This is a genomic window from Agromyces sp. 3263 (genome assembly GCF_031456545.1).
Lineage (GTDB): Bacteria > Actinomycetota > Actinomycetes > Actinomycetales > Microbacteriaceae > Agromyces.
In genome coordinates this window covers 871,594-890,275 of the sequence record NZ_JAVDUV010000001.1, presented here as the reverse complement: position 1 = coordinate 890,275, position 18,682 = coordinate 871,594, and the positions used below count along the sequence as shown (strand labels likewise).

At 72.3% G+C, this 18,682-nt stretch carries 20 protein-coding genes; 11 read left to right on the top strand and 9 right to left on the bottom strand.

Annotated elements, in window-relative coordinates; all coding sequences use genetic code 11:
- Positions 1-37 precede the first annotated feature (37 nt).
- The 3 genes from J2X63_RS03995 to J2X63_RS03985 all read right to left on the bottom strand — a co-directional run bounded on the left by J2X63_RS03995 (position 38) and on the right by J2X63_RS03985 (position 2,762).
- Complete coding sequence (locus J2X63_RS03995; protein ID WP_309974137.1) at positions 38-775, bottom strand: alpha/beta hydrolase; 738 nt, start codon at positions 773-775, stop codon at positions 38-40.
- A 110-nt stretch (positions 776-885) separates the two neighbouring features.
- Positions 886-1,398: an SRPBCC domain-containing protein gene (locus J2X63_RS03990; RefSeq protein WP_309974136.1), complete on the bottom strand. Its 513-nt coding sequence runs from the start codon at positions 1,396-1,398 to the stop codon at positions 886-888.
- On the bottom strand, positions 1,395-2,762 hold the full coding sequence (locus J2X63_RS03985) for an FAD-binding oxidoreductase (protein ID WP_309974134.1): 1,368 nt from the start codon (positions 2,760-2,762) through the stop codon (positions 1,395-1,397). Before J2X63_RS03985 ends, J2X63_RS03990 begins: the two co-directional genes overlap by 4 nt.
- Before the next feature lie 114 nt (positions 2,763-2,876).
- On the opposite strand from J2X63_RS03985, the gene J2X63_RS03980 reads away from it, so the two are divergent.
- Genes J2X63_RS03980 through J2X63_RS03970 form a run of 3 tightly spaced genes read left to right on the top strand, consistent with a single transcriptional unit; the run spans position 2,877 to position 4,454 of the window.
- Positions 2,877-3,527, top strand: coding sequence for a GyrI-like domain-containing protein (locus J2X63_RS03980; protein WP_309974132.1), 651 nt, complete (start codon positions 2,877-2,879; stop codon positions 3,525-3,527).
- A gap of 46 nt (positions 3,528-3,573) precedes the next feature.
- Positions 3,574-4,038, top strand: a complete 465-nt coding sequence (locus J2X63_RS03975) for a nitroreductase/quinone reductase family protein (protein WP_309974130.1) — start codon at positions 3,574-3,576, stop codon at positions 4,036-4,038.
- Between the two features lie 2 nt (positions 4,039-4,040).
- The gene (locus J2X63_RS03970; protein WP_309974128.1) at positions 4,041-4,454 is read left to right on the top strand and encodes a nuclear transport factor 2 family protein; all 414 of its coding nucleotides are present in this window, start codon (positions 4,041-4,043) and stop codon (positions 4,452-4,454) included.
- A gap of 5 nt (positions 4,455-4,459) precedes the next feature.
- Here J2X63_RS03970 and J2X63_RS03965 read toward each other — a convergent pair whose 3' ends face one another.
- Together J2X63_RS03965 and J2X63_RS03960 are read right to left on the bottom strand one after the other, a co-directional pair.
- Positions 4,460-5,986: a multicopper oxidase family protein gene (locus J2X63_RS03965; RefSeq protein WP_309974126.1), complete on the bottom strand. Its 1,527-nt coding sequence runs from the start codon at positions 5,984-5,986 to the stop codon at positions 4,460-4,462.
- Complete coding sequence (locus J2X63_RS03960) at positions 5,970-6,440, bottom strand: hypothetical protein (RefSeq protein WP_309974124.1); 471 nt, start codon at positions 6,438-6,440, stop codon at positions 5,970-5,972. Before J2X63_RS03960 ends, J2X63_RS03965 begins: the two co-directional genes overlap by 17 nt.
- A 199-nt stretch (positions 6,441-6,639) precedes the next feature.
- On the opposite strand from J2X63_RS03960, the gene J2X63_RS03955 reads away from it, so the two are divergent.
- Both J2X63_RS03955 and J2X63_RS03950 read left to right on the top strand, forming a co-directional pair.
- On the top strand, positions 6,640-8,727 hold the full coding sequence (locus J2X63_RS03955) for a histidine kinase (RefSeq protein ID WP_309974122.1): 2,088 nt from the start codon (positions 6,640-6,642) through the stop codon (positions 8,725-8,727).
- 1 nt (position 8,728) lies between these two features.
- Positions 8,729-9,400, top strand: coding sequence for a response regulator transcription factor (locus J2X63_RS03950; RefSeq protein WP_309977781.1), 672 nt, complete (start codon positions 8,729-8,731; stop codon positions 9,398-9,400).
- A gap of 18 nt (positions 9,401-9,418) precedes the next feature.
- On the opposite strand, the gene J2X63_RS03945 is transcribed toward J2X63_RS03950, so the two are convergent.
- A complete protein-coding gene (locus J2X63_RS03945) occupies positions 9,419-11,206 on the bottom strand; it encodes a protein kinase domain-containing protein (RefSeq protein ID WP_309974120.1) in 1,788 nt (595 codons plus the stop codon).
- 172 nt (positions 11,207-11,378) lie between these two features.
- On the opposite strand from J2X63_RS03945, the gene J2X63_RS03940 reads away from it, so the two are divergent.
- The 4 genes from J2X63_RS03940 (at position 11,379) to J2X63_RS03925 (ending at position 13,769) form a co-directional block, all read left to right on the top strand.
- Positions 11,379-12,590, top strand: coding sequence for an MFS transporter (locus J2X63_RS03940; RefSeq protein WP_309974118.1), 1,212 nt, complete (start codon positions 11,379-11,381; stop codon positions 12,588-12,590).
- 49 nt (positions 12,591-12,639) lie between these two features.
- Entirely contained in the window at positions 12,640-13,110 is a 471-nt protein-coding gene (locus tag J2X63_RS03935; protein WP_309974116.1) for an SRPBCC family protein, read from the top strand.
- A 2-nt stretch (positions 13,111-13,112) separates the two neighbouring features.
- Complete coding sequence (locus J2X63_RS03930; protein ID WP_309974114.1) at positions 13,113-13,424, top strand: metalloregulator ArsR/SmtB family transcription factor; 312 nt, start codon at positions 13,113-13,115, stop codon at positions 13,422-13,424.
- 87 nt (positions 13,425-13,511) lie between these two features.
- Positions 13,512-13,769, top strand: a complete 258-nt coding sequence (locus J2X63_RS03925; RefSeq protein ID WP_309974111.1) for a zinc-ribbon domain-containing protein — start codon at positions 13,512-13,514, stop codon at positions 13,767-13,769.
- 37 nt (positions 13,770-13,806) lie between these two features.
- Here the strand turns inward: J2X63_RS03925 and J2X63_RS03920 are convergent, their stop codons facing one another.
- Both J2X63_RS03920 and J2X63_RS03915 read right to left on the bottom strand, forming a co-directional pair.
- Positions 13,807-14,274: a VOC family protein gene (locus J2X63_RS03920; protein ID WP_309974109.1), complete on the bottom strand. Its 468-nt coding sequence runs from the start codon at positions 14,272-14,274 to the stop codon at positions 13,807-13,809.
- Between the two features lie 116 nt (positions 14,275-14,390).
- Entirely contained in the window at positions 14,391-14,984 is a 594-nt protein-coding gene (locus J2X63_RS03915) for a hypothetical protein (RefSeq protein ID WP_309974107.1), read from the bottom strand.
- A 77-nt stretch (positions 14,985-15,061) separates the two neighbouring features.
- Between J2X63_RS03915 and J2X63_RS03910 the strand changes: the two genes are divergently transcribed.
- The gene (locus J2X63_RS03910) at positions 15,062-15,478 is read left to right on the top strand and encodes a hypothetical protein (protein ID WP_309974105.1); all 417 of its coding nucleotides are present in this window, start codon (positions 15,062-15,064) and stop codon (positions 15,476-15,478) included.
- 55 nt (positions 15,479-15,533) lie between these two features.
- Here J2X63_RS03910 and ectB read toward each other — a convergent pair whose 3' ends face one another.
- Positions 15,534-16,823, bottom strand: a complete 1,290-nt coding sequence (ectB, locus tag J2X63_RS03905; protein ID WP_309974102.1) for a diaminobutyrate--2-oxoglutarate transaminase — start codon at positions 16,821-16,823, stop codon at positions 15,534-15,536.
- A 196-nt stretch (positions 16,824-17,019) separates the two neighbouring features.
- On the opposite strand from ectB, the gene J2X63_RS03900 reads away from it, so the two are divergent.
- The gene (locus J2X63_RS03900) at positions 17,020-18,612 is read left to right on the top strand and encodes an ABC-F family ATP-binding cassette domain-containing protein (RefSeq protein WP_309974100.1); all 1,593 of its coding nucleotides are present in this window, start codon (positions 17,020-17,022) and stop codon (positions 18,610-18,612) included.
- The last annotated feature ends 70 nt before the right edge of the window (positions 18,613-18,682 follow it).

Here is an 18,682-nt window from a genome sequence, read left to right as displayed (position 1 = left end):
ACCGGCCTGCACCGCCGCGGACGGGCTCGGCGGCGGACTACGCGGCGGCGCGCTCGGCTGCGACGGCGCGGACGGCCTCGAGGATCGTCTCGGCGACGGCCTCGGGCTGCGAGACGCTCGTCGCATGCGAGGCGCCCGCGAGCTCGTTCGTGCTGCGGGAGCCGGCGCGCTCGGCTCCGGCGCGGAGCACGGCGGCCGGGATGTTGCGGTCCTCGCTGCCGAACACGTGCCACGACGGACGGTCCTTCCAGCCGGGCACGGTCGCCTGCACGGCGTCCTTCAGCGCGGCCTCGGTGACGGGCCGCTGCGTCGCGCCCATCAGGCCGGCGACCTGCGCCGGGACGTCGGCGGCGAACTGCTCGTGGAATCGGTCGCGCCGGATGACGAACTCGATGCCGCCGGTCGCGATCGGGTGTGCGTCGAGCGCATCGCCGAGGGTCGAGCCCGGCGCGCTCGCCGAGAGCGAGAACGCACTGTCGCCGGTCTCGGGCGTGAATGCCGACACGTACACGAGTGCCGCGACCTGGTCGTTGTCCGCGGAGGCCTCGCTGATCACGAGCCCGCCGTACGAGTGGCCGACGAGCACGACCGGCCCCTCGACGGCGGCAACGACGTCGCGCACGTATGCGGCATCGCCGTCAAGGCGGCGCAGCGGATTGGCGGCCGCGACGGAGGTGACGCCCTCGGCGTGGAGCCGTTCGATGACGCCGTTCCAGCTGGCGGACTCGGCGAACGCGCCGTGCACGAGCACGACGGTGGGATTCTGGCCTGACATGGTGGGTCCCTTCTCGACCTGGCGCCCGTGACCCCACGGGCGGTGTGTTGCAAGCTCAGACCGGGCGGATGACTCGGCTGTGACGCATTCGCGCGGATCGCCGCGAGCCCCTAGGGCGTGGATGCCGCGGGCGCGGCGTCGGCCAACGCGGCGGCCAGCCCGTTCAACTGCAGCCGCGTGCTCCCAACGAGGTGAGCGACGTCGTGAGCCGGGATGTCGGTGAGTGCGAAGAAGCGGTACTGCTCCGTCCACTCGAGCTGCGTGCCGGCGCCATCGGCGGAGAGCCCGATGGTGCGCAGCGCCGCCCACCGCAGCACGTCGTCGATGCGCACGCTGTAGCTCAGCACGATGCGCTCGTCGGGCACGAGGTCGATGAACGTCGACGCGTACTCGACGTGCTCCTCCCGGTCGGGCATGGCGAAGACCGTCGTGGCGATCTCGCGGCCGCCCACCCGGAAGTCGAGCGCGTAGGTCTGACGTGCGCGATCGCCGGGCTGCCGGAACCACCTGCGACGGATGGGCTCGTCCCGGAACGCGGCGAACACCCGCGCGGTCGGCGCGTCGAGCCGTGCCGTCTCGGTGAACGCGCCGCCCACGGGTGCGGCCGGACCGGGGGAGCTCACGCCGCCGCGCGTGTCAGTGGCCGGTTGCTGCGGAAGATTCCGTCGGGATCGACTCGCTGCTTGACCGCCGCGAGCCGGTCGACGACGTCGGCGGGGTAGGCGTCGGCGAGCGTGGATCCGAGCCCGAGGAAGGTCGGCACCGTGCGGTCGCCCGGATGCCGTTCGACGAGGTCGCGCAGCGGCTGCAGCGCGGGGCCGGGATCGAGGGTCGGGTCGAACAGCACCACGCCCGAATTCAGGAACCCGCCCGCGTGCACCGCGCCCACCGCCGAGGACTCGGCCCCGAGCTCATCCGCGATGGCACCGCCGAGCGCGCGCACGCTGCACCGCATGAGGCCGAGGTCGGCGCCGGCGAGGAACGCGTCGACGAACTCGCGCGCGAACGCCTCGTCGAGCCGGTCGATCGAGCCGCCGAAATCGGCACTCGGCATGGGGTCGACGGGCTCGGCGGCCACGGCGGCGAGGGAACCGATGGTGAACGGCGTGAGCGTGTTCGCGACCGGCTCGGCCACCGCGATGAGCCGGTCGGCGTAGGAGCGCCCCGTGTCCTCGTCGCCGAGGTGCACGAGGGCGACGGTGGCGAGGGTCTGGCCGCGCAGTGGCGGCGGCAGCATCGGCAGGTCGGGGAACCGGGCCATGCCGATGTCGAGTCCGAGCTCGGGCATGTCGCGTGCCAGCTCGAACGCGGCGGCGAGCACGTCGACGGCGTTGCGCGCCGGGAAGGCGAGGCTGCCGCCGAAGAGGGACTCGCCGGGATACAGCGACAGCTCGATGGCGGTGACCACGCCGAACAGGCCGCCCCCGCCGCGCAGCGCCCAGATCAGGTCGGCGTCGTCGGCGTCGGTGACGCGGCGGATCTCTCCGGCGGCATCCACCAGCTCGACGGCGATGATCGAGCGCGCGGTGAGGCCGTAGCGGCGGCTGAACATCGACTGCCCGCCGTTCAGCGCGAGCCCCACGACGTTGACCTCGGGGTTCGACCCGGCGAGGGCGACGAGCCCGGTGCCGTCGAGGCGCTCGAGCACGCGGCCCCAGTTGACGCCGGCGCCGACGCGCAGCAGCGGGGACTCGAGGTCGACCGTGATCTCGTCGAAGCGCGACGGGCGGATGAGGACCACGCCCGAGAGGTCGCCGTCGGCTCCGTGGCCGTTGGGCTGGGTCGTGACGCCGTAGCCGCCCGCGCGCGCCGCGCGCACGATCGCCTGCACGTCGGCGACCTCGGCCGGGGTGGCGATCGCTGCCGGGCGCTGGTCGACGGCGAGGTTCCAGGCCAGTCGCGCCGTGTCGTAGTCGGGATCGCCCTCGAGCACGAGCGTGCCCCCCAGGTCGGATCGGAGTCGGTCGAGGTGCGTGGAGTCGGTCATCGTCATCCCTTCGGTCCGTCGCCCAACGTATCGCCGGGCACCGACAGTCGGAAGGGGAGCACCCGCCCGCGGCATCCGTTCGTCACTGTCGGGGCGCCCCCGTACGATCCGGGTATGACCGAACCGGCCGAGGCGAAGTACGACGTCAAGCGCGCCCATCGCGAGCTGTACGCCCCCTCGGCGAAGGGGTTCGCCGTGGTCGAGGTGCCGCCGATGCGCTACCTCGCGGTCGACGGCCACGGCGATCCCAACACCGCCCCGGTCTATCGCCGGGCGGTCGAGGCGTTGTTCGGCGTCGCCTACGCGGTGAAGTTCGCGAGCAGGCGCGCGCTCGGCCGCGACCTCGTCGTCGCGCCGCTCGAAGGGCTCTGGTGGGCCGAGGACGCCCGTGCGTTCGTCGCGCGCGACAAGGCCTCGTGGAACTGGACCATGCTGATCGCCCAGCCCGACTGGATCGACGACCAGGCGGTCGCCGCCGGCGTCGAGGCGGCGCGCGCGAAGGCGGCGAAGGGCGGCGGCGACGCGAATCCGGCACTCGACGGGCTCCGCCTGCTGCACCTGCACGAGGGCACGTCGGCCCAGATCCTGCACGTCGGCTCGTACGACGATGAGGCGCCGACGCTCGCAGATCTGCACGACGAGTGGATGCCGCAGCACGGCGTCACCTTCAACGGCCCGCACCACGAGGTCTACCTCAGCGACGTACGCCGCACCGCTCCCGAGAAGCTGCGCACGGTGCTGCGCCAGCCGGTGCGCCCTCGCTGATCCGCGGGATACTGGAGGGAGGATCGCCACCCGAGGAGGCGACGTCATGGCCTTCGACACCCCGAACGGAACGCGCGGAGCACGCCAGCCAGGCCACAGCCGGATCGAGCAGTGGGGCAACCGGATGATGGTCGATCGCATTCGCCGTAGGGGAGACCGCAGCGGCACGAAGCTCGTGCTGGTCACGGTCGGGAGCAAGACCGGCGAGGAGCGGATGAACCCGGTGCGCTGGTTCCCCGCCGGCGGCGACGCGAGGTTCATCGTCGCGTCGGCGTCAGGCGCGGCGAAGAACCCCGCGTGGTACGGGAACATCCGCGCCCATCCCGACCGGGTGCGCATCGAGTACGCGGGGCAGCGGATCGACGTCGTGCCCGAGCAGCTGCACGGGGCCGAGCGCGCCGCGGCGTGGGCGCAGATCACCGCCGCCGCCGACGGCTTCGCGAAGTACGAGCGCATCACCGACCGGGAGATCCCCGTGATCCGGCTGACGCCGCGCCAGAACGGCGCATAGCCATGCACGCCGTCATCGGCAGGCTCGTCGCCGCGATGAATCTCCACGACCTCGATGCCATGGTCGCCCTGTTCCATCCTGAGTACGACAGCCGGCAACCTGCGCATCCCGGGCGGACCTTCGTGGGCAGGCAGCAGGTGCGCGCGAACTGGCGAGCGATGTTCTCGGGCATACCCGACTTCCGAGCGGAGCTCGTCCGGTCGACGCAGGACGGCGACCTGGAATGGTGCGAGTGGGCGTGGACGGGCACCCGCTCCGACGGGCAGCCGTTCGACGTGCGCGGGGTCACCCTGTTCGAGGTCCGCGAGGGCCTCATCGTGGCCGGGACCCTCTACGTCGAGGACCTCGAGCGTGACGCGGGCGACATCGAATCGGCGGTCGAACGGCTCTCGGGTGCCCGTCCCGGCGACGCCTGACGCGCTCACTCGGGCCGGTTGCCGGCCTCGCCGTTGATCGTGAACGGCGTCGTCACGCCCTCGTACATGACGTGCGCGACGAGTCCGTCGACGGCGTGCGGGAGCGTATGGCAGTGGTCGCTCCAGATCCCGGGGTTGTCGGCGAGGAACGCGATGTCGTACCGTTCGCCGGGGTGCACGTCGAGCGAGTCCACGATCCACGGACTTCCGGATGCCGCGACCCCGTCGCGGGCGAGCACGACGACGTGGTGCCCGTGCAGGTGCATCGGGTGCACGTCGCCCGAGTCATTCCGCAGGTGCATGACGACCACGTCGCCCTCGCGCACGTGGAACATCGGCACATCGGGGAACATGCGCCCGTTGATGGTCCAGAAGTTCCCGGGGCGTCCGTCGATGAGGCCGAAGCGACGAGCGATCACGTAGTCGTAGGCGCGGTCCGGCGACGTCGGGTCGAACGACAGGCGAGCGGATGCGCCGTAGGCGAGGAGGTCGAGCGTCTCCGACGGCTGTCGCGCGGCCGGGGCGGATGCGCCGGGGTCGCCGACGAGGACGCTGCGGGCGCCGCCCACCTGCAGGCGCGCGACCTCGCCCGCCGCGGGTGCGCGCACCGCGACATCCGCTCGCCCGCCGGCCGGGATGAGGAGCCGGCGGTCGCGCACTTCGCCGGGGCCGTTCACGTCGTGGCCGTCGACGGCGAGCACGCGGTACGGCGCCGCCGACCAGACGGACGCGGTGCCCTGGTCGCTGTTGATCACGCGCACGCGAACGGTGTCGCCAGGCGCTGCGGCGACGTGTGCGTCCTCGACGCGCCCGTTCAGGGTGTGCTGGCCGCCGTACACGTGCAGGAGTGCCGTGACGTCGGCCTCGGTCGCGACGGCGGGCGGCTCGGCCGGCTCGATGACGACCGCGCCGAGGAGCCCGCCCACGACCTGCTCGTGCGAGACCTGGTGCGAGTGGTACCAGTACGTGCCGGCATCCGACGCCTCGAACCGGTAGACGTGGCGGCCGCCCACCGGCACCGCGTCCTGCGTGATGCCGGCGACCCCGTCGGCGGCGTTCGGCACGTCGATGCCATGCCAGTGCAGCGTCGCCCCGTCGGCCACCGACTCGTTCACGAACACGACCTCGACGAGGTCGCCCTGCTGCGCTCGGATCTCGGGACCGGGGGAGGTGCCGTTGACGGTGTACCCCTCGACGGTGCGGCCGCCCGGCACGTCGATCGACTCCTGCCGGGCCACGAGCTCGACGCGCACGTCGGCCGGGCGGTCGGGGTCGGCCGTCAGCGAGGTGACGCTGACCTCGCCGGTCGAGCCGCCGCTTCCGGATGCCGCGGACGCACCGGGCCCGCCGGCGGCGTGCTCCGCGTGGCCGCTGTGCCCGTGGGCGCCCGCCCCACGGTGCCCCGCCCCCATGTCCATCACCGAGTACTCGCCGAGCAGCGTGGAGCTCCAGGCGAGTGCGCCGGCGCCGAGCGCGGTCGTCACCGCGAGGCCGACCGCGAGCCTGCGGACGAGCTCACGCCGCGACGGCATCGGTCGTCGCCTCCTCGGCGCCCTCGTGTGCTGCGGGGCGTCGGACGCGGAGCGCCGCGACCGTCGCGGCGGCGACGACCGCCAGTGCGTTGGCGCCGTGGATGAGGCCGAGGTACGGCCCCCCGACGATCGAGAACCCGAGCGTCACCTGCAGCACGACGAGGCCGAGCGTGATCGCGGCCCAGAGCTTCGCGCCGCGCACGCGCACGAAGAACGAGACGACCAGCAACGCGATCGCGAGCAGCGGGATGAGGCCCGCGCCGACGATCCCGTGGATCGCGAACCCGAGCTCGCCGACGCCTCCCGCCTGGAAGCTCTCCAGCAGCGCCTTGTCGACGACGCCGCCCTCCGCCACGAGGTTGAGCATGCCGCCGAACGCGAAGGCGACGGCGGCGGCCTGCACGACGACCGCGCCCGCGATGGTCCAGGCCAGGCCTGCGTAGATCCTGCGCATGAGCTTCACTCCCTGTCTCGTGCGGCGCGCCGTCGTGGCATCCGCTCGACCCCGACCTTCGCGGAGCCGTGGCCCCGCGGGAACGCAGCAGGCCGGATGCCCCGTGGCGGCGCACCGCCCAGGTGATGGAGGCCAGCCCCCAAGGGCTGGTGCGGATGCCCCTCTCCCGCCGGCCGCCCGGGAGGAGGACCATGGGGGTGTGGATCGCAGGTGGGTGTGCCTCGCGACGCTCGGCCCGATCGGGGTCGCCGCGCTGGTCTACGTCGTCGTCGTCCGCGGGTTCCTCGACCCCGACGTCAACTCGGACCACGGCCTCGCCTGGCCGCTCCTCGGCGCACTGCCGCTGTTCGTGTTCGGCATGTGGCTGCTCACGGTGTCGGCGTCGCGGATCGCGGTGCTCATCGCGCTCGGCGCAACGGCGATGCTCGTGGGCTCGGCCTACGAGACCTTCCTGCACCGCAACCTCGAGATCCTCGCGGAGCCGTGGTTCCCGCTCGTCAACGTGCTCGGCCTGACGGCCGATGCTCTGGCGACGTCGACGCTGCTGGTCGTCTTCGCCACCTTCCCCTCGGGCGTCCCGGAGCGCCGGTGGCAGCGGATCGCGGTCGTGTTCCTCTGGACGCCGTTGCTCGCGGGCCCGCTGACGCTGCTCACCTCCCCATACGTCGTGATGTCGCCGTTCATCGGCATCAGCGGCGACGCGATCCCCAACCCCTATGCCGTGCCATGGCTCGAGTGGGCGTACCCGGGCGTGCTCTTCCTGGTCGTCCAGTCGTGGGCGGCCGTCGCGCTCGGGGTGACAATCCTGGCGTCCCGTGCGCTCTTCGGGTCGCCCGAGGTGCGGGCGGGCACCCGGGTCATGGCCCTCGCCGTGGGGTCGGCGATGGTCGCGTTCGTGCTCTGGACGTTCGCGCCGGGCGTCCCGGGCATCGAGTTCCTGGTCTACGCGTCGATGATCGCCATCCCGGTCGCGGCGATCCACGGCATCCTCCGGTACGGCGCCTTCGACATCGGGCCGGGCGAGCGCGGCGCGCTCGTCGAGCGATCGTCGAATCTGCTCATCACGGTCGTCTACGCCGCCGGGGTCGCGACGCCCGCGCTGCTGTTGACGCCCCCGCTGCGAACCGTGCCGGCGATCCTGCTCACGACGATCCTCGCGGTCGTGCTGCTTCCGGCCCGCAGCTGGATGCAACGGCGCCTGCACCTGGCCCTGTTCGGCGATCGCGAGCGGCAGTTCGGGATGCTCAGCGAGCTGGGCGCGCGCCTCGAGCAGGCGGGCGAGCCCCGCGACCTGGTCGCGCACCTGGCCGCCGGCGTGCGCGACGGGCTCGACGCCTCGTGGGTGCGGATCCGACTGGTCGGAGCGGACGGCGGGCTCGCCGAATCGCCCGCGGGCACCGTCGGCGACGTGGCCGGCGAGTCGGCGGAGTCGGCCGACCTCGTCCACGCCGACGAGACGCTCGGCCGCATCGAGGTCGGACCCCGCCACCGCGGCGAGTACAGCGACGCCGAGCGGATGCTGCTGCGCACCGTCGCGAGCCAGGCCGCGGCATCCGTCGCGAACGTGCGACTCTCCAGCCTGCTCGCCGAGCAGCTCGTCGAGCTCACCGCGTCGCGGGAGCGGCTCGTGGCCGCGCAGGACGACGAGCGCCGGCGGCTCGAGCGCGACCTGCACGACGGCATCCAGCAGAACGTGGTCGCGCAGATCGCGGGTCTGCGCCTCGCCCGCAACCGCCTGCAGCGGGGCGAGCTGACGCCGGCGGAGCTGGCGGAGCTGCAGGACCAGGCACGCGAGACGCTCACCGACCTGCGCGAGCTCGCCCAGGGCATCCATCCGCCGGTGCTGAGCGACAACGGCCTCGTGGCGGCCGTCGAGTCGGGCGTGGCGCGGTATCCGATCCCGCTGTCGGTCGAGGCCGATGCTGCGGTTCGGGCGGAGCGGTATCCCGACGAGGTCGAGACGACCGCGTACTACGTGGTGCGCGAGGCGCTTGCGAACACCGCGAAGCACGCCGATGCGACGCACGCCTCGGTGGCGCTCGCGCGATCGAACGGGCACCTGCGCATCGCGATCACCGACGACGGTCGCGGACTCGGTACGGTGTCGCCGGCGTCGGCCACGGGTGGGGGGCTGGCGAACATCCGCGACCGTGTGGCCGCCCTACGCGGCACGGTGCAGGTGTCGACGGCCGAGCCGTCGGGAACCGGTACGACCGTGCTGGTGGACCTGCCAGTGAACGGGATCCCCGGCGCACCCGCCACAGCAGACGGTGATCGCCTTGGATGACGTGGGAGTGCTGCGCGTCGTCATCGCCGAGGACAACTACCTCGTGCGCGAGGGCCTCCGGCGCCTGCTCGAGGACTCGGGCGAGGTCGACGTGGTCGCGTCGGTCGGCAACGGCGTCGAGCTGCTCGACGCGGTGCGGCGACTCGCGCCCGACGCCGTGCTCACCGACATCCGGATGCCGCCCGGCCACCACATGGAGGGGATCGAGGCCGCACACGCGATCCGCGCCGCCTCGCCCGCGACCGGCGTGGTCGTGCTGTCGCAGCACGCCGACGAGAGTTACGCGCTGGCCCTCTTCGATGACGGCTCGGCGGGACTCGGCTACCTGCTGAAGGACCGGATCGGCGACCTCGAGGACCTCGTGCACGCGCTCCGGGAGGTGTGCACCGGCGGTTCGGTGATCGACCCGCAGATCGTCGACACCCTGGTGCGGCGGCGCAGCGCCGCCGGCGCGTCGAGCCCGCTGGCGGCGCTCTCGCCGCGGGAGCTCGAGGTGCTGCGGGAGATGGCGGCGGGCAAGACCAACGCGGGCATCGAACAGGCGCTGTTCCTGTCGTCGTCGACGGTCGAGAAGCACGTGAACGCGATCTTCACGAAGCTGCGCCTGCCCGAGTCGGGCGTGCACCGGCGGGTCGCCGCGGTGCTCGCGTTCCTGCAGAACACGAGCGCCTGACCGGCCGCCGGGGGCAGCTCACAGCGCGACGCTGCTGAGCACCTCGGTCGCGGCGATCTTCAGGGTCCCGCCCTCGTCCACGAAGCGGTACGCCGTGACCTCCTGCACCACGCTGCCGTCGGTGAACGTGTACGTCAGCGTCGCCTGGCCCTGGTCAGGGGCGGTCGCCGTCACGTCCGAGATCTGCACGGCGGCGACGGTGGACCAGAAGTCCTCGTAGGCGCCCCGCCCTCCGACGTGGTTCTCCTGGTAATCGGCCGTCATCATCGTCCAGGCGGTGTCCAGGTCGCTGGGCACGAGGGCGTAGTAGCCGGTCAGGGTGTCGACGACCCGCTGCTCGGGGGTCGCGGGCTGCGGCGTCGGCGTCGGCGTCGGCTCGGCGGACGCGCTGGGGCTCGGCGCGGGTGCGGGTTGCGGCGCGGGCTCGGGCGACGGGGTGGCGGACGAGGTCGCGGTCGCGGGCGCGGATGACCCGCCGGCCTCGGGCGCCGCCCCCACGTTGCCGGCGTTCGAGAACAGCGCGCCGAGGACGACCGCGCCGCCGGCGACGAGCAGGCCGAGCACCACCACGGTGGCGACCACGAGCCCGCGGCGGCGTGGGGCCTGCCCGGCGTGCGCGGGCGCCGCGTCGGGCGACGGCGGTTTGGGGCCGGCGGCGACGTCGTCGGATGAGGTGGACGGCTGCAGGAGCCACGCCAATGCCGGGGGAGGAGGGTCCGGTTGCAGGCGCTCGGTCGTGGCGGTGGGCGATCCTGCCGCGTCAACCGGCTCGCGAACCGCGCCGGATGCCTCGCCCAGCCGCTCGGTCGGCGCGGCCACCGTCGGTGGGTCCGGCTCGGATCCGTCGTCGAGCCGTTCCGTCGTGGACTCGATGGAGGTCGCGGCATCCGCCGGCCATGCCCCCGCGGCCGCGCCCGCCCCCGCGCCCGGGGCCGCGCCCGCCGCGAACGGCACCGTCGGCAGCTCGGATGCCGCGGCATCCGCTGTGCCCTCGTGCATGGCCGCGAGGCGGGCGGCGACGGTCTTCATGCTCGGGCGTCGCCTCGGGTCGGACGCGAGCATGCTGCGCAGCAGCGGATCCAGGGCGCCGGCACGCTGCGGGGCAGGGAAGTCGCCACGGGCGACCCGGTGCAGGAGCGCGAGCGGGTTGGGGTCGGCGCCGAACGGCGGCCGGCCCTCGAGCATGGTGTACATGGTGGACCCCAGCGAGAACACGTCGGAGGCGAAGCTCGTGGGCTTGCCCTGCGCCACCTCGGGGGCGAGGAAGGCCGGGGTGCCGTGCACCATGCCGGTGGCCGTGATGGTCGCGTCGCCGAGGGCGTGCGAGATGCCGAAGTCGCTGATCATCGCCGAGCCGTCCTCGGTGATGAGGATGTTGCCCGGCTTCACGTCGCGGTGCACGATGCGCAGCTTGTGGGCCGCCGCGAGGGCCGAGGCGACCTCGGCGCCGATCCGCGCCGTCTCCCGCGGGCTCAGGGTGCCGCGCTCCCGGAGGAGCGCCGACAGCGGCGTCGACTCCACCAGCTGCATCACGATGCACGGCTGCCCCTCGTGCTCGACCACGTCGAACACGGTGACCGCGTGCGGATGGTGCAAGCCGGCCGTGATGCGCGCCTCTCGCATCGCCCGGTCAGTCGCGGCCTCGCGTTCGCGGTCGCTGAGGTCGGGCTGGGTGCGCAGCATCTTGAGGGCCACGTCGCGGTGCAGCCGCTCGTCCCACGCATGCCAGACGACGCCCATGCCGCCCGAGCCGATCAGCTTGACCAGCCGGTAGCGGTCGGCGACGAGGGTCGTCGGACTGCTCATGGAGCTCGCTCCTTCGGGTTGGCACGACGCTACGCCGGACGGGCGGTTTGCTCACGGGCCTTGCGGCGGCGGCTCCGGTGTGGAAGGAGCGTTGCAGAACTGCAACTCAAAGGTTGCATCGACCCGAGATAGATGCAACCATTAGGTTGCAGACAGCCGAACAGGAGAAACCATGGACACCACTCGAGACGGGAAGACCCGGCCGGCCGCGGTGCTCGGCGTCCTGTTCGCCGGAGCGTTCGTGATGGGCTGCGCCGAGATGCTCGTCGTGGGCATGATCGATCTCATCGGCGCCGATCTCACCGTCTCGGTTCCCGCCGCGGGCGTGCTCGTCACGGCCAACGCGCTCGGGCTCGCGATCGGCGGCCCGGTGCTCACCTTCCTCACCACGCGATTCGATCGCCGGCCCGTGCTCATCGCGGCGACCGGCGTGTTCGTCGTCGCGAACCTGCTTCCCGCCCTGTTCGCCGACTACCCGCTGTTCGTCGTGGCACGGGTCGTGATCGGCGCCGTGCAGGGACTGTTCATCGCCGCCGCCATGGTGACCGCGACCTCGGTCGTCCCGAAGGAGCGCACGGGCCGGGCGATGGCCGTCATCATCTCGGGCTTCGCGCTGTCGAGCGCGCTCGGGCTGCCGATCGGCACGCTGCTCGGCCAGGCGGTCGGCTGGCGGGCCTCATTCGGCGCCGTCGTGGCAGCCGGCGCCGTCGTGCTCGTGCTCGCGATCGTCGTGCTGCCCTCGGTGCCCACGCCGCCCGGCCACGGCGCCGTCGGGCAGGCCCGGCACGCATTCGCCCCGCGTGTGCTCGCCGTGCTCTCGGTGAGCTTCCTCACCTTCGCCGCCATGCTCGCGGCCATCACCTATCTCGTGCCGTTCCTCGACCAGGTGACGGATGTCTCGGGACCGGTCGTGTCGGTGTTCCTGCTCGTGTACGGCGTCGCCACCGCGGTCGGCTCGTTCGGCGGCGGTCGCTTCGCCGATGCCGATGCCGCCCGCATGCTCATCGTGGGCGCGATCGGCGTGACGATCTCGCTCGTCGCGCTGGCCGTGTTGGGGGCGAACCCATGGCTCGCCGCGCTGGCCGTGGCAGGCATCGGGCTCTCCGGCATGGCGACCGGCCCGTCGATCCAGCACCGGGTCGTCGCCCTCGCGGGGCCGGGAGCACCGCTCGCGTCCTCGCTGCCCGCCTCGGCCGTCAACGCCGGCATCGCGTTCGGGTCGCTGGCCGGCGGCCTGGCGATCAGCGGCGGGGGCGTGGTCCTCGCCGTGGTCACCGGCATCGGCATCGCCGTCGTCGCCGTGGCGGTCGCGTGGGCGACGAGCTTCCTCACCGCCCCCGTCGCGGCATCCGTGCCCGACAGCGAGGGCGTCACCAGCCGCTGACCGCGGAATCCCGCAACGAAATCCCACGAAAGGAACCATCATGGAGCACATGACCAGCAACCCGGCATCCGTCGTCGACGAGGGCCAGTTCACCGTCCGGCGCACGATTCGCATCGCCGCCCCCATCGAGAAGGTCTGGTCGGCGGTCACGCAGCCCGAGCACATCTCGCAGTGGTTCGGGAAGGCCGTCATCGACGGCGCCGGCGTCGGCGCGCGCGGAACCCTCACGTTCGAGGGCTACGGCGCGGTCCCGCTGCGCATCGAGGCCTTCGACGAGCCGCGACTCGTCTCGTACCGCTGGGGCAACGACGACGCGAGCGGCGTCATGCCCGACGACGTCGACGAGCACTCCACCGTCTTCACGTTCACCCTCGAGCCCACCGCCGACGGCACGCAGCTCACCGTGGTCGAGACCGGGTTCGAGGCCACCTCCGACCCGGCCGCGAACATGGAGAGCCACCGCGGCGGCTGGAACGACGAGCTCGACAAGCTCGTCGCCCTCCTCGAGCGCGGGGCGTGACGATGCAGGCGTTGGTCCCCGTGTTCGCCGCACTCGGCGACGAGACCCGGTGGAGCATCCTGGCGGCACTCGGCGAGGGCGACGCGTCGGCGTCGGCCCTCGCCGGGCGCCTGCCCGTCACCCGCCAGGCGATCGCGAAGCACCTCGCCGTGCTGCAGGAGGTCGGGCTGGTCGAGCCAATGCGCGTCGGTCGCGAGGTGCGCTACCGCGTGATCGGGTCGGAGCTCACCGCAACCGCGCGACGCCTCGACGCGATCGGCGCCGAGTGGGACCGCCGCCTCGCCGCGATCAAGGAGATCGCCGAGGGGCTCTGAGGCCGGGCCGGGCCGGGCCGCGTTGCGCAGCCGCGACGTCGGCGCAAGCCCGTGGCCGCGTCATCCGGCCGTTCGTACGATCGACGCATGTTCCTGTTCATCGGGGTGTTCCCCCGCGAGCGGCAACTCGCCACGTTGCGCTTCATCTGCGAGTACTGCCGGATGCCGGCGCCGCAACGGGTCGTCGAGGTCGGCAGCCGGCTCTGGCTGTTCTTCATCCCGACCTTCACGTTCGCGCGTCAGTACGCGGTCGTCTGCTCGAACTGCGGCGGCGCCACCGAGCTCACGCGTGAGCAGGCGCGACACCCCGAGGACTGGGCCGCCGCCAGCCGGCTGCCCGGTTGAGGCGGGGTGCCCGGCCAGTCGGGCGTCCGCGGCCGGCTCAGGCGTCCTCGAGCTCGGCGATCACGATCTTCTTCTGCCGCATCATCACCTGGATCTGCTCGGGCCGGCGCGTCAGTTCGCCCATGTTCGCGGGGACGACCTGCCAGCTCAGGCCGAACCGGTCCTTACACCAGCCGCACTGCTCCGACTCGGGGTCGTGCGACAGCTTCGACCAGTAGTCGTCGATCTCGGCCTGGTCGGCGCACGCCACGACGAACGAGATCGACTCGTTGAACCGGAAGACCGGTCCGCCGTCGAGGCAGGTGAACTCCACCCCGTTGAGGGTGAAGCGTCCGCTCAGCACCCTGCCGGTCATGCCGGCGAAATGCTCGTCGAGGGATTCGTCGGGATACTCCTCGATGGAGTCGATGCGGGAGTTCGGGAACACGCTGACGTAGTACTCCATCGCCTCACGGGCCTGGTGGTCGAACCACAGGCACGGCTGGATGGGTGAGAGCTCGGCCATCGGTGACTCCCTTGTTCGGCCCCCCGCTTCGCCGCCAAGGGTACGCGCGTGCCGAGGGCTCGGCGAGGCCCGCGTTCGGGGCGGCGGGCCGCCGAACCGGCCGCGTGATCGGCGAATCAGGCCGGATCGATCCGCAGCACCGTGGGTGCGTCGCCGATCATGAGGTCGTCGACGACGCGGATGCCGCGGGCGAGCGCGTCGACGTCGCCGATGACGGTACCGAACCGCTCCCGGTCACTGCACACGGCCGTGACGCTGACGAGGTGCGGCCCGAGATCCCAGGTGTACGTGGCGAACGGCGGGGTGCGACCGTCGGCGGGCAGCGGCACGGTCATCTTCTCGCCACGCCCCAGGTACGTGCCCTGGAAGGCCTCGGTGTCCTCGGGCCGCTTCGGTATCGCTGAGCGAGCCAGCCGGACCTGCGGCGTGGCCTGCTGCACCTGCGCGACCACGACGACCAGCTCGGGGTCGTCCCGCCACACCCACGCGAGCACGCGCCCGGCCGCCCGGCGCATGAGGAACGGCACGGCCTGGCTCATCGCCCAGGCGCTGAGGCCGCCGCCGGGCAGCGACGGCGCTCCGAACGCGCCCGTCGCCTGCTGCAGCAGCATGCCGATCGCGGCCCGGCGATGCCGGCGGCCCCGGAGTCCGAGGGACTCGGTGACCGGCACCCACCGGGAGCGATCGGCGTCCGCCTGCAACCGGGGCATGCTCCCAGCCTACGAGGGGTCGCCGGCGTACGGCGGGGTCGCCCAGCACCGCGATCGACTGCTCCTACAGTGAAGGGATGGATGCCTGTGCCGCGCTCGCCGAATCGATCGACCGCCTCGCGGGGCGCGGCCACTCGAATCGGCGGTTCCTGACAGAGCTCGGTCGGTTGGGCGGCGTGCGGCGCGGCCCGCTCTGGCTGACGGATGCCGCGAGCGGCGGCAGCAACCGCCTGCGCGGCCGAGGCTTCCGGCCGTCGCTCGACGACGCGACCGATGGGCAGGCGCGGCACTTCGCCGGCACGGTCGCCGTGGCGACGCGCGTGGGCGGCGGGATGACCCGCTGGCTGTCGACCGTGGTGCTGCGGGACGCGCCCGACACGGCAGACGGACGGCTCAGCGACGAGGCGATCGAGTTCGTCCGGCTCGTGCGTTCGGGTGAGCTGGCGCAGGCGGATGCGGCGGGCTGGGTGCGTCGCCGGCTCTGCGGCGCCTGACTCAGCCGGCCGCGAGCACCGGATGCCGCGGCATCCGCTCGCCGAACGGCCTGACTCAGCCGGCGGCGAGCGCCGCGTCGAGACTCTCGCGCACGATGGCGAGGCCGCGGCCCAGCTCGTCCTCGGTGATCGTGAGCGACGGGAGGAACTTCAGCACCTCGTCGTGGGCGCCCGACGTCTCGATCACGAGGCCGCGCGTGAACGCCTCCTTCGAGATGCGTCCCGCCAGGGTGCGGTCGCCGTCGCAGGCGAGGCCGTACATCAGGCCGCGGCCCCGCACCACGAACGCCTGGGCGGGGTGGTCGGCGGCGATGGCCTCGAGCTCGGTGCGCAGCATCCGGGACTTCGCGGCGACGGCGTCGGTGAACGCGGCATCCGCCCAGTAGGTCTCGAGCGCGACGCGCGCCGACACGAAGGCGAGGTTGTTGCCGCGGAACGTGCCGGTGTGCTGGCCGGGCTTCCACACGTCGACCTCGGGTCGTAGCAGCACGAGCGACATCGGCAGCCCCGAGCCCGAGATGGACTTCGAGATCGTCACGATGTCGGGCACGATCCCCGACTCCTCGAACGCGAAGAACGCGCCGGTGCGGCCGACGCCGGCCTGGATCTCGTCGAGGATGAGCAGGATGCCGCGCTCGGCCGTGATCGCGCGGAGGCGCTGCAGCCACGCGGCGCTCGCCACGTTGATGCCGCCCTCGCCCTGCACGGCCTCGACGATGACCGCCGCCGGCAGGTCGAGGCCCGAGCCCGGGTCGTCGAGCATCTTCTCGAACAGGTCGAGCGTGTCGACGCCGGCGCCGAGGTAGCCGTCGTAGGGCAGTCGCACGATGTCGTCGAGCCCGGTGCCCGCGGCGCCGCGGTAGTGGCTGTTGCCCGTCGCGGCGAGCGCGCCGAGGCTGAGGCCGTGGAACGCGTTCGTGAACGCGACCACCGTTGAGCGCCCGGTCGCCTGGCGTGCGACCTTGAGCGCGGCCTCGACGGCGTTGGCGCCGGTGGGCCCGGTGAACTGCAGCTTGTGGTCGAGTCCGCGGGGGGCGAGCACGAGCTGCTCGAACGCCTCGATGAACGCCCGCTTCGCCGAGGTGGCCATGTCGAGCCCGTGGATGATGCCGTCGCGCTCGAGGTACTCGATGAGCGCCCGTGTGAACGCCGGGTTGTTGTGCCCGTAGTTGAGCACGCCCGCGCCGGCGAAGAAGTCGAGGTACTCACGGCCGTCGGCGTCGACGAGGGTGGAGCCGGTGGCGCGGTCGAACACGGTCGGGAACGCGCGGACGTACCCGCGCACCTCCGACTCGCGACGGTCGAAGACGTCCAGGGCGGTTTCGCTGCTGATGGCGCTGCTCATGGCAGGCGGCTCCTCTCGAGAGGCGACGATGGCGGTGCATCGACCCTACGTCCTCCGGATGGGCGTCCGGTGCATGCGGGTGGGCGTGCGGTCGCCGGCATCCAGCGAGGCCGCCGATGTCGCCCGGTAAAGTTGGCCGTTCGCGTCATCCGCACCCGCGCGCCACACCCCCCTCCTCCGAACGCAAGGACCTTTCGTGAGCCTGATCCGCCTGAACGACGTGACCATGGACTTCGACGGCCGGCCGGTGCTGCGGGAGGCCTTCCTCAAGCTGCGGCGAGGCGACCGCATCGGGCTCATCGGCAAGAACGGCACGGGCAAGACGACGTTCCTCGAGCTCGTCCTCGGGCGGCGCGAGCCCACCTCCGGCACCGTCGACGTGACCCTCGGCACCACGATCGGGTACTTCTCGCAGTTCTCCGAGCTCGACGGCGAGCAGTCGACGTACGAGACGCTGAGCGCTCACTTCACCGCCGTGCACGAGACCCAGGCGCGCCTCGATGAGATCGGGCTCGCGCTGGCCGAGCCGATGACGGATGCCGCGATGACGGCGTTGCTCGTCGAGCAGGGCGAGCTCTTCGAGCGCATGGACCACGTCGGCGGCTGGACGTACGAGAACACCATCGACACCGTGCTGACGAGCCTCGGATTCGACGAGGAGCGGCGGCACCTGCCCGTCGACCGTCTGTCGGGCGGATGGCGCAACCGCGCCGCCCTCGCGCAGATCCTCGTGCAGGCGCCCGACGTGCTGCTGCTCGACGAGCCGACGAACTTCCTCGACCTCGACGGCGTGCGCTGGATCGAGGGGTGGCTCGGCGGCTTCGCGGGCGCCGTGCTCGTGGTCTCCCACGACCGGCAGTTCCTCGACGGCGTCGTCGACCGCATCGTCGAGATCGAGAACCATCGACTTCAGGAATATGAAGGAAACTACTCGGCGTACGTGCACGCGAAGCAGTCGCGGCTGAAGATGCTCGAGCGCCAGTTCGCGCACGAGGAGGAGCTGCTCGCCTACGAGCAGGCCGCGTCCACCGCACGTCGGGAGGCCGCCCGCAACCCGTCGAACGCGGTCGCGCGCCGGCTCGCCGACATCAAGAAACGGCAGGCGCCGCGCCCGATCGACCAGATCATCACGTCGATCTACGAGGGGCTGCGCGTCTCGAACGACCTCCTGACCGTCACCGGACTGACGAGGGGCTTCAACGGCACGCCGCTGTTCGAGGGGCTGTCGTTCGACCTGCAGCGCGGCGACCGCGTCGCGGTGCTCGGCTCGAACGGCTCGGGCAAGTCGACGCTGCTCGACGTGCTCACCGGCGAGACCGAGCCCGATGTGGGCACCGTGCGTTGGGCGAAGGGCGCCCGGTTCGTGTCGTACAACGCGGTGTACGCCGCGCTCGACCTCGACGACACCGTCGGCCACGCGGTGAACGCGTACCCCGACTCGCTCGCGTTCACGGCCACGAAGAAGAGCGTGAACCGGTTCTTGGCGATGCTGCAGTTCTCCGAGGCCGACCTGCAGCAGAAGATCGGCACCCTCTCGGGCGGCCAGCGCGCCCGTGTCGCGATCGCGCAGTGCCTGCTCTCGGGTGCGGCGGTCATCGTGCTCGACGAGCCGACGAACCACCTGGACATCACGTCGACCCAGGTGATGGAGCGCGCGCTGACGCACTTCCCCGGCGCGGTCATCGTCGTCTCCCACGACCGCTTCTTCGTCGACAAGCTCGCCGACCGGCTGCTCGTGTTCGACGGAACGCCCACCGTGCGCGAGACGGCGGCGACCGGAGCGCTCTGACGCATCGCCTGCGCCCCGCGGATGCGGCCGCGCCGCGGCATCCGCTGCACCGCGATTTCGCATGAGAATC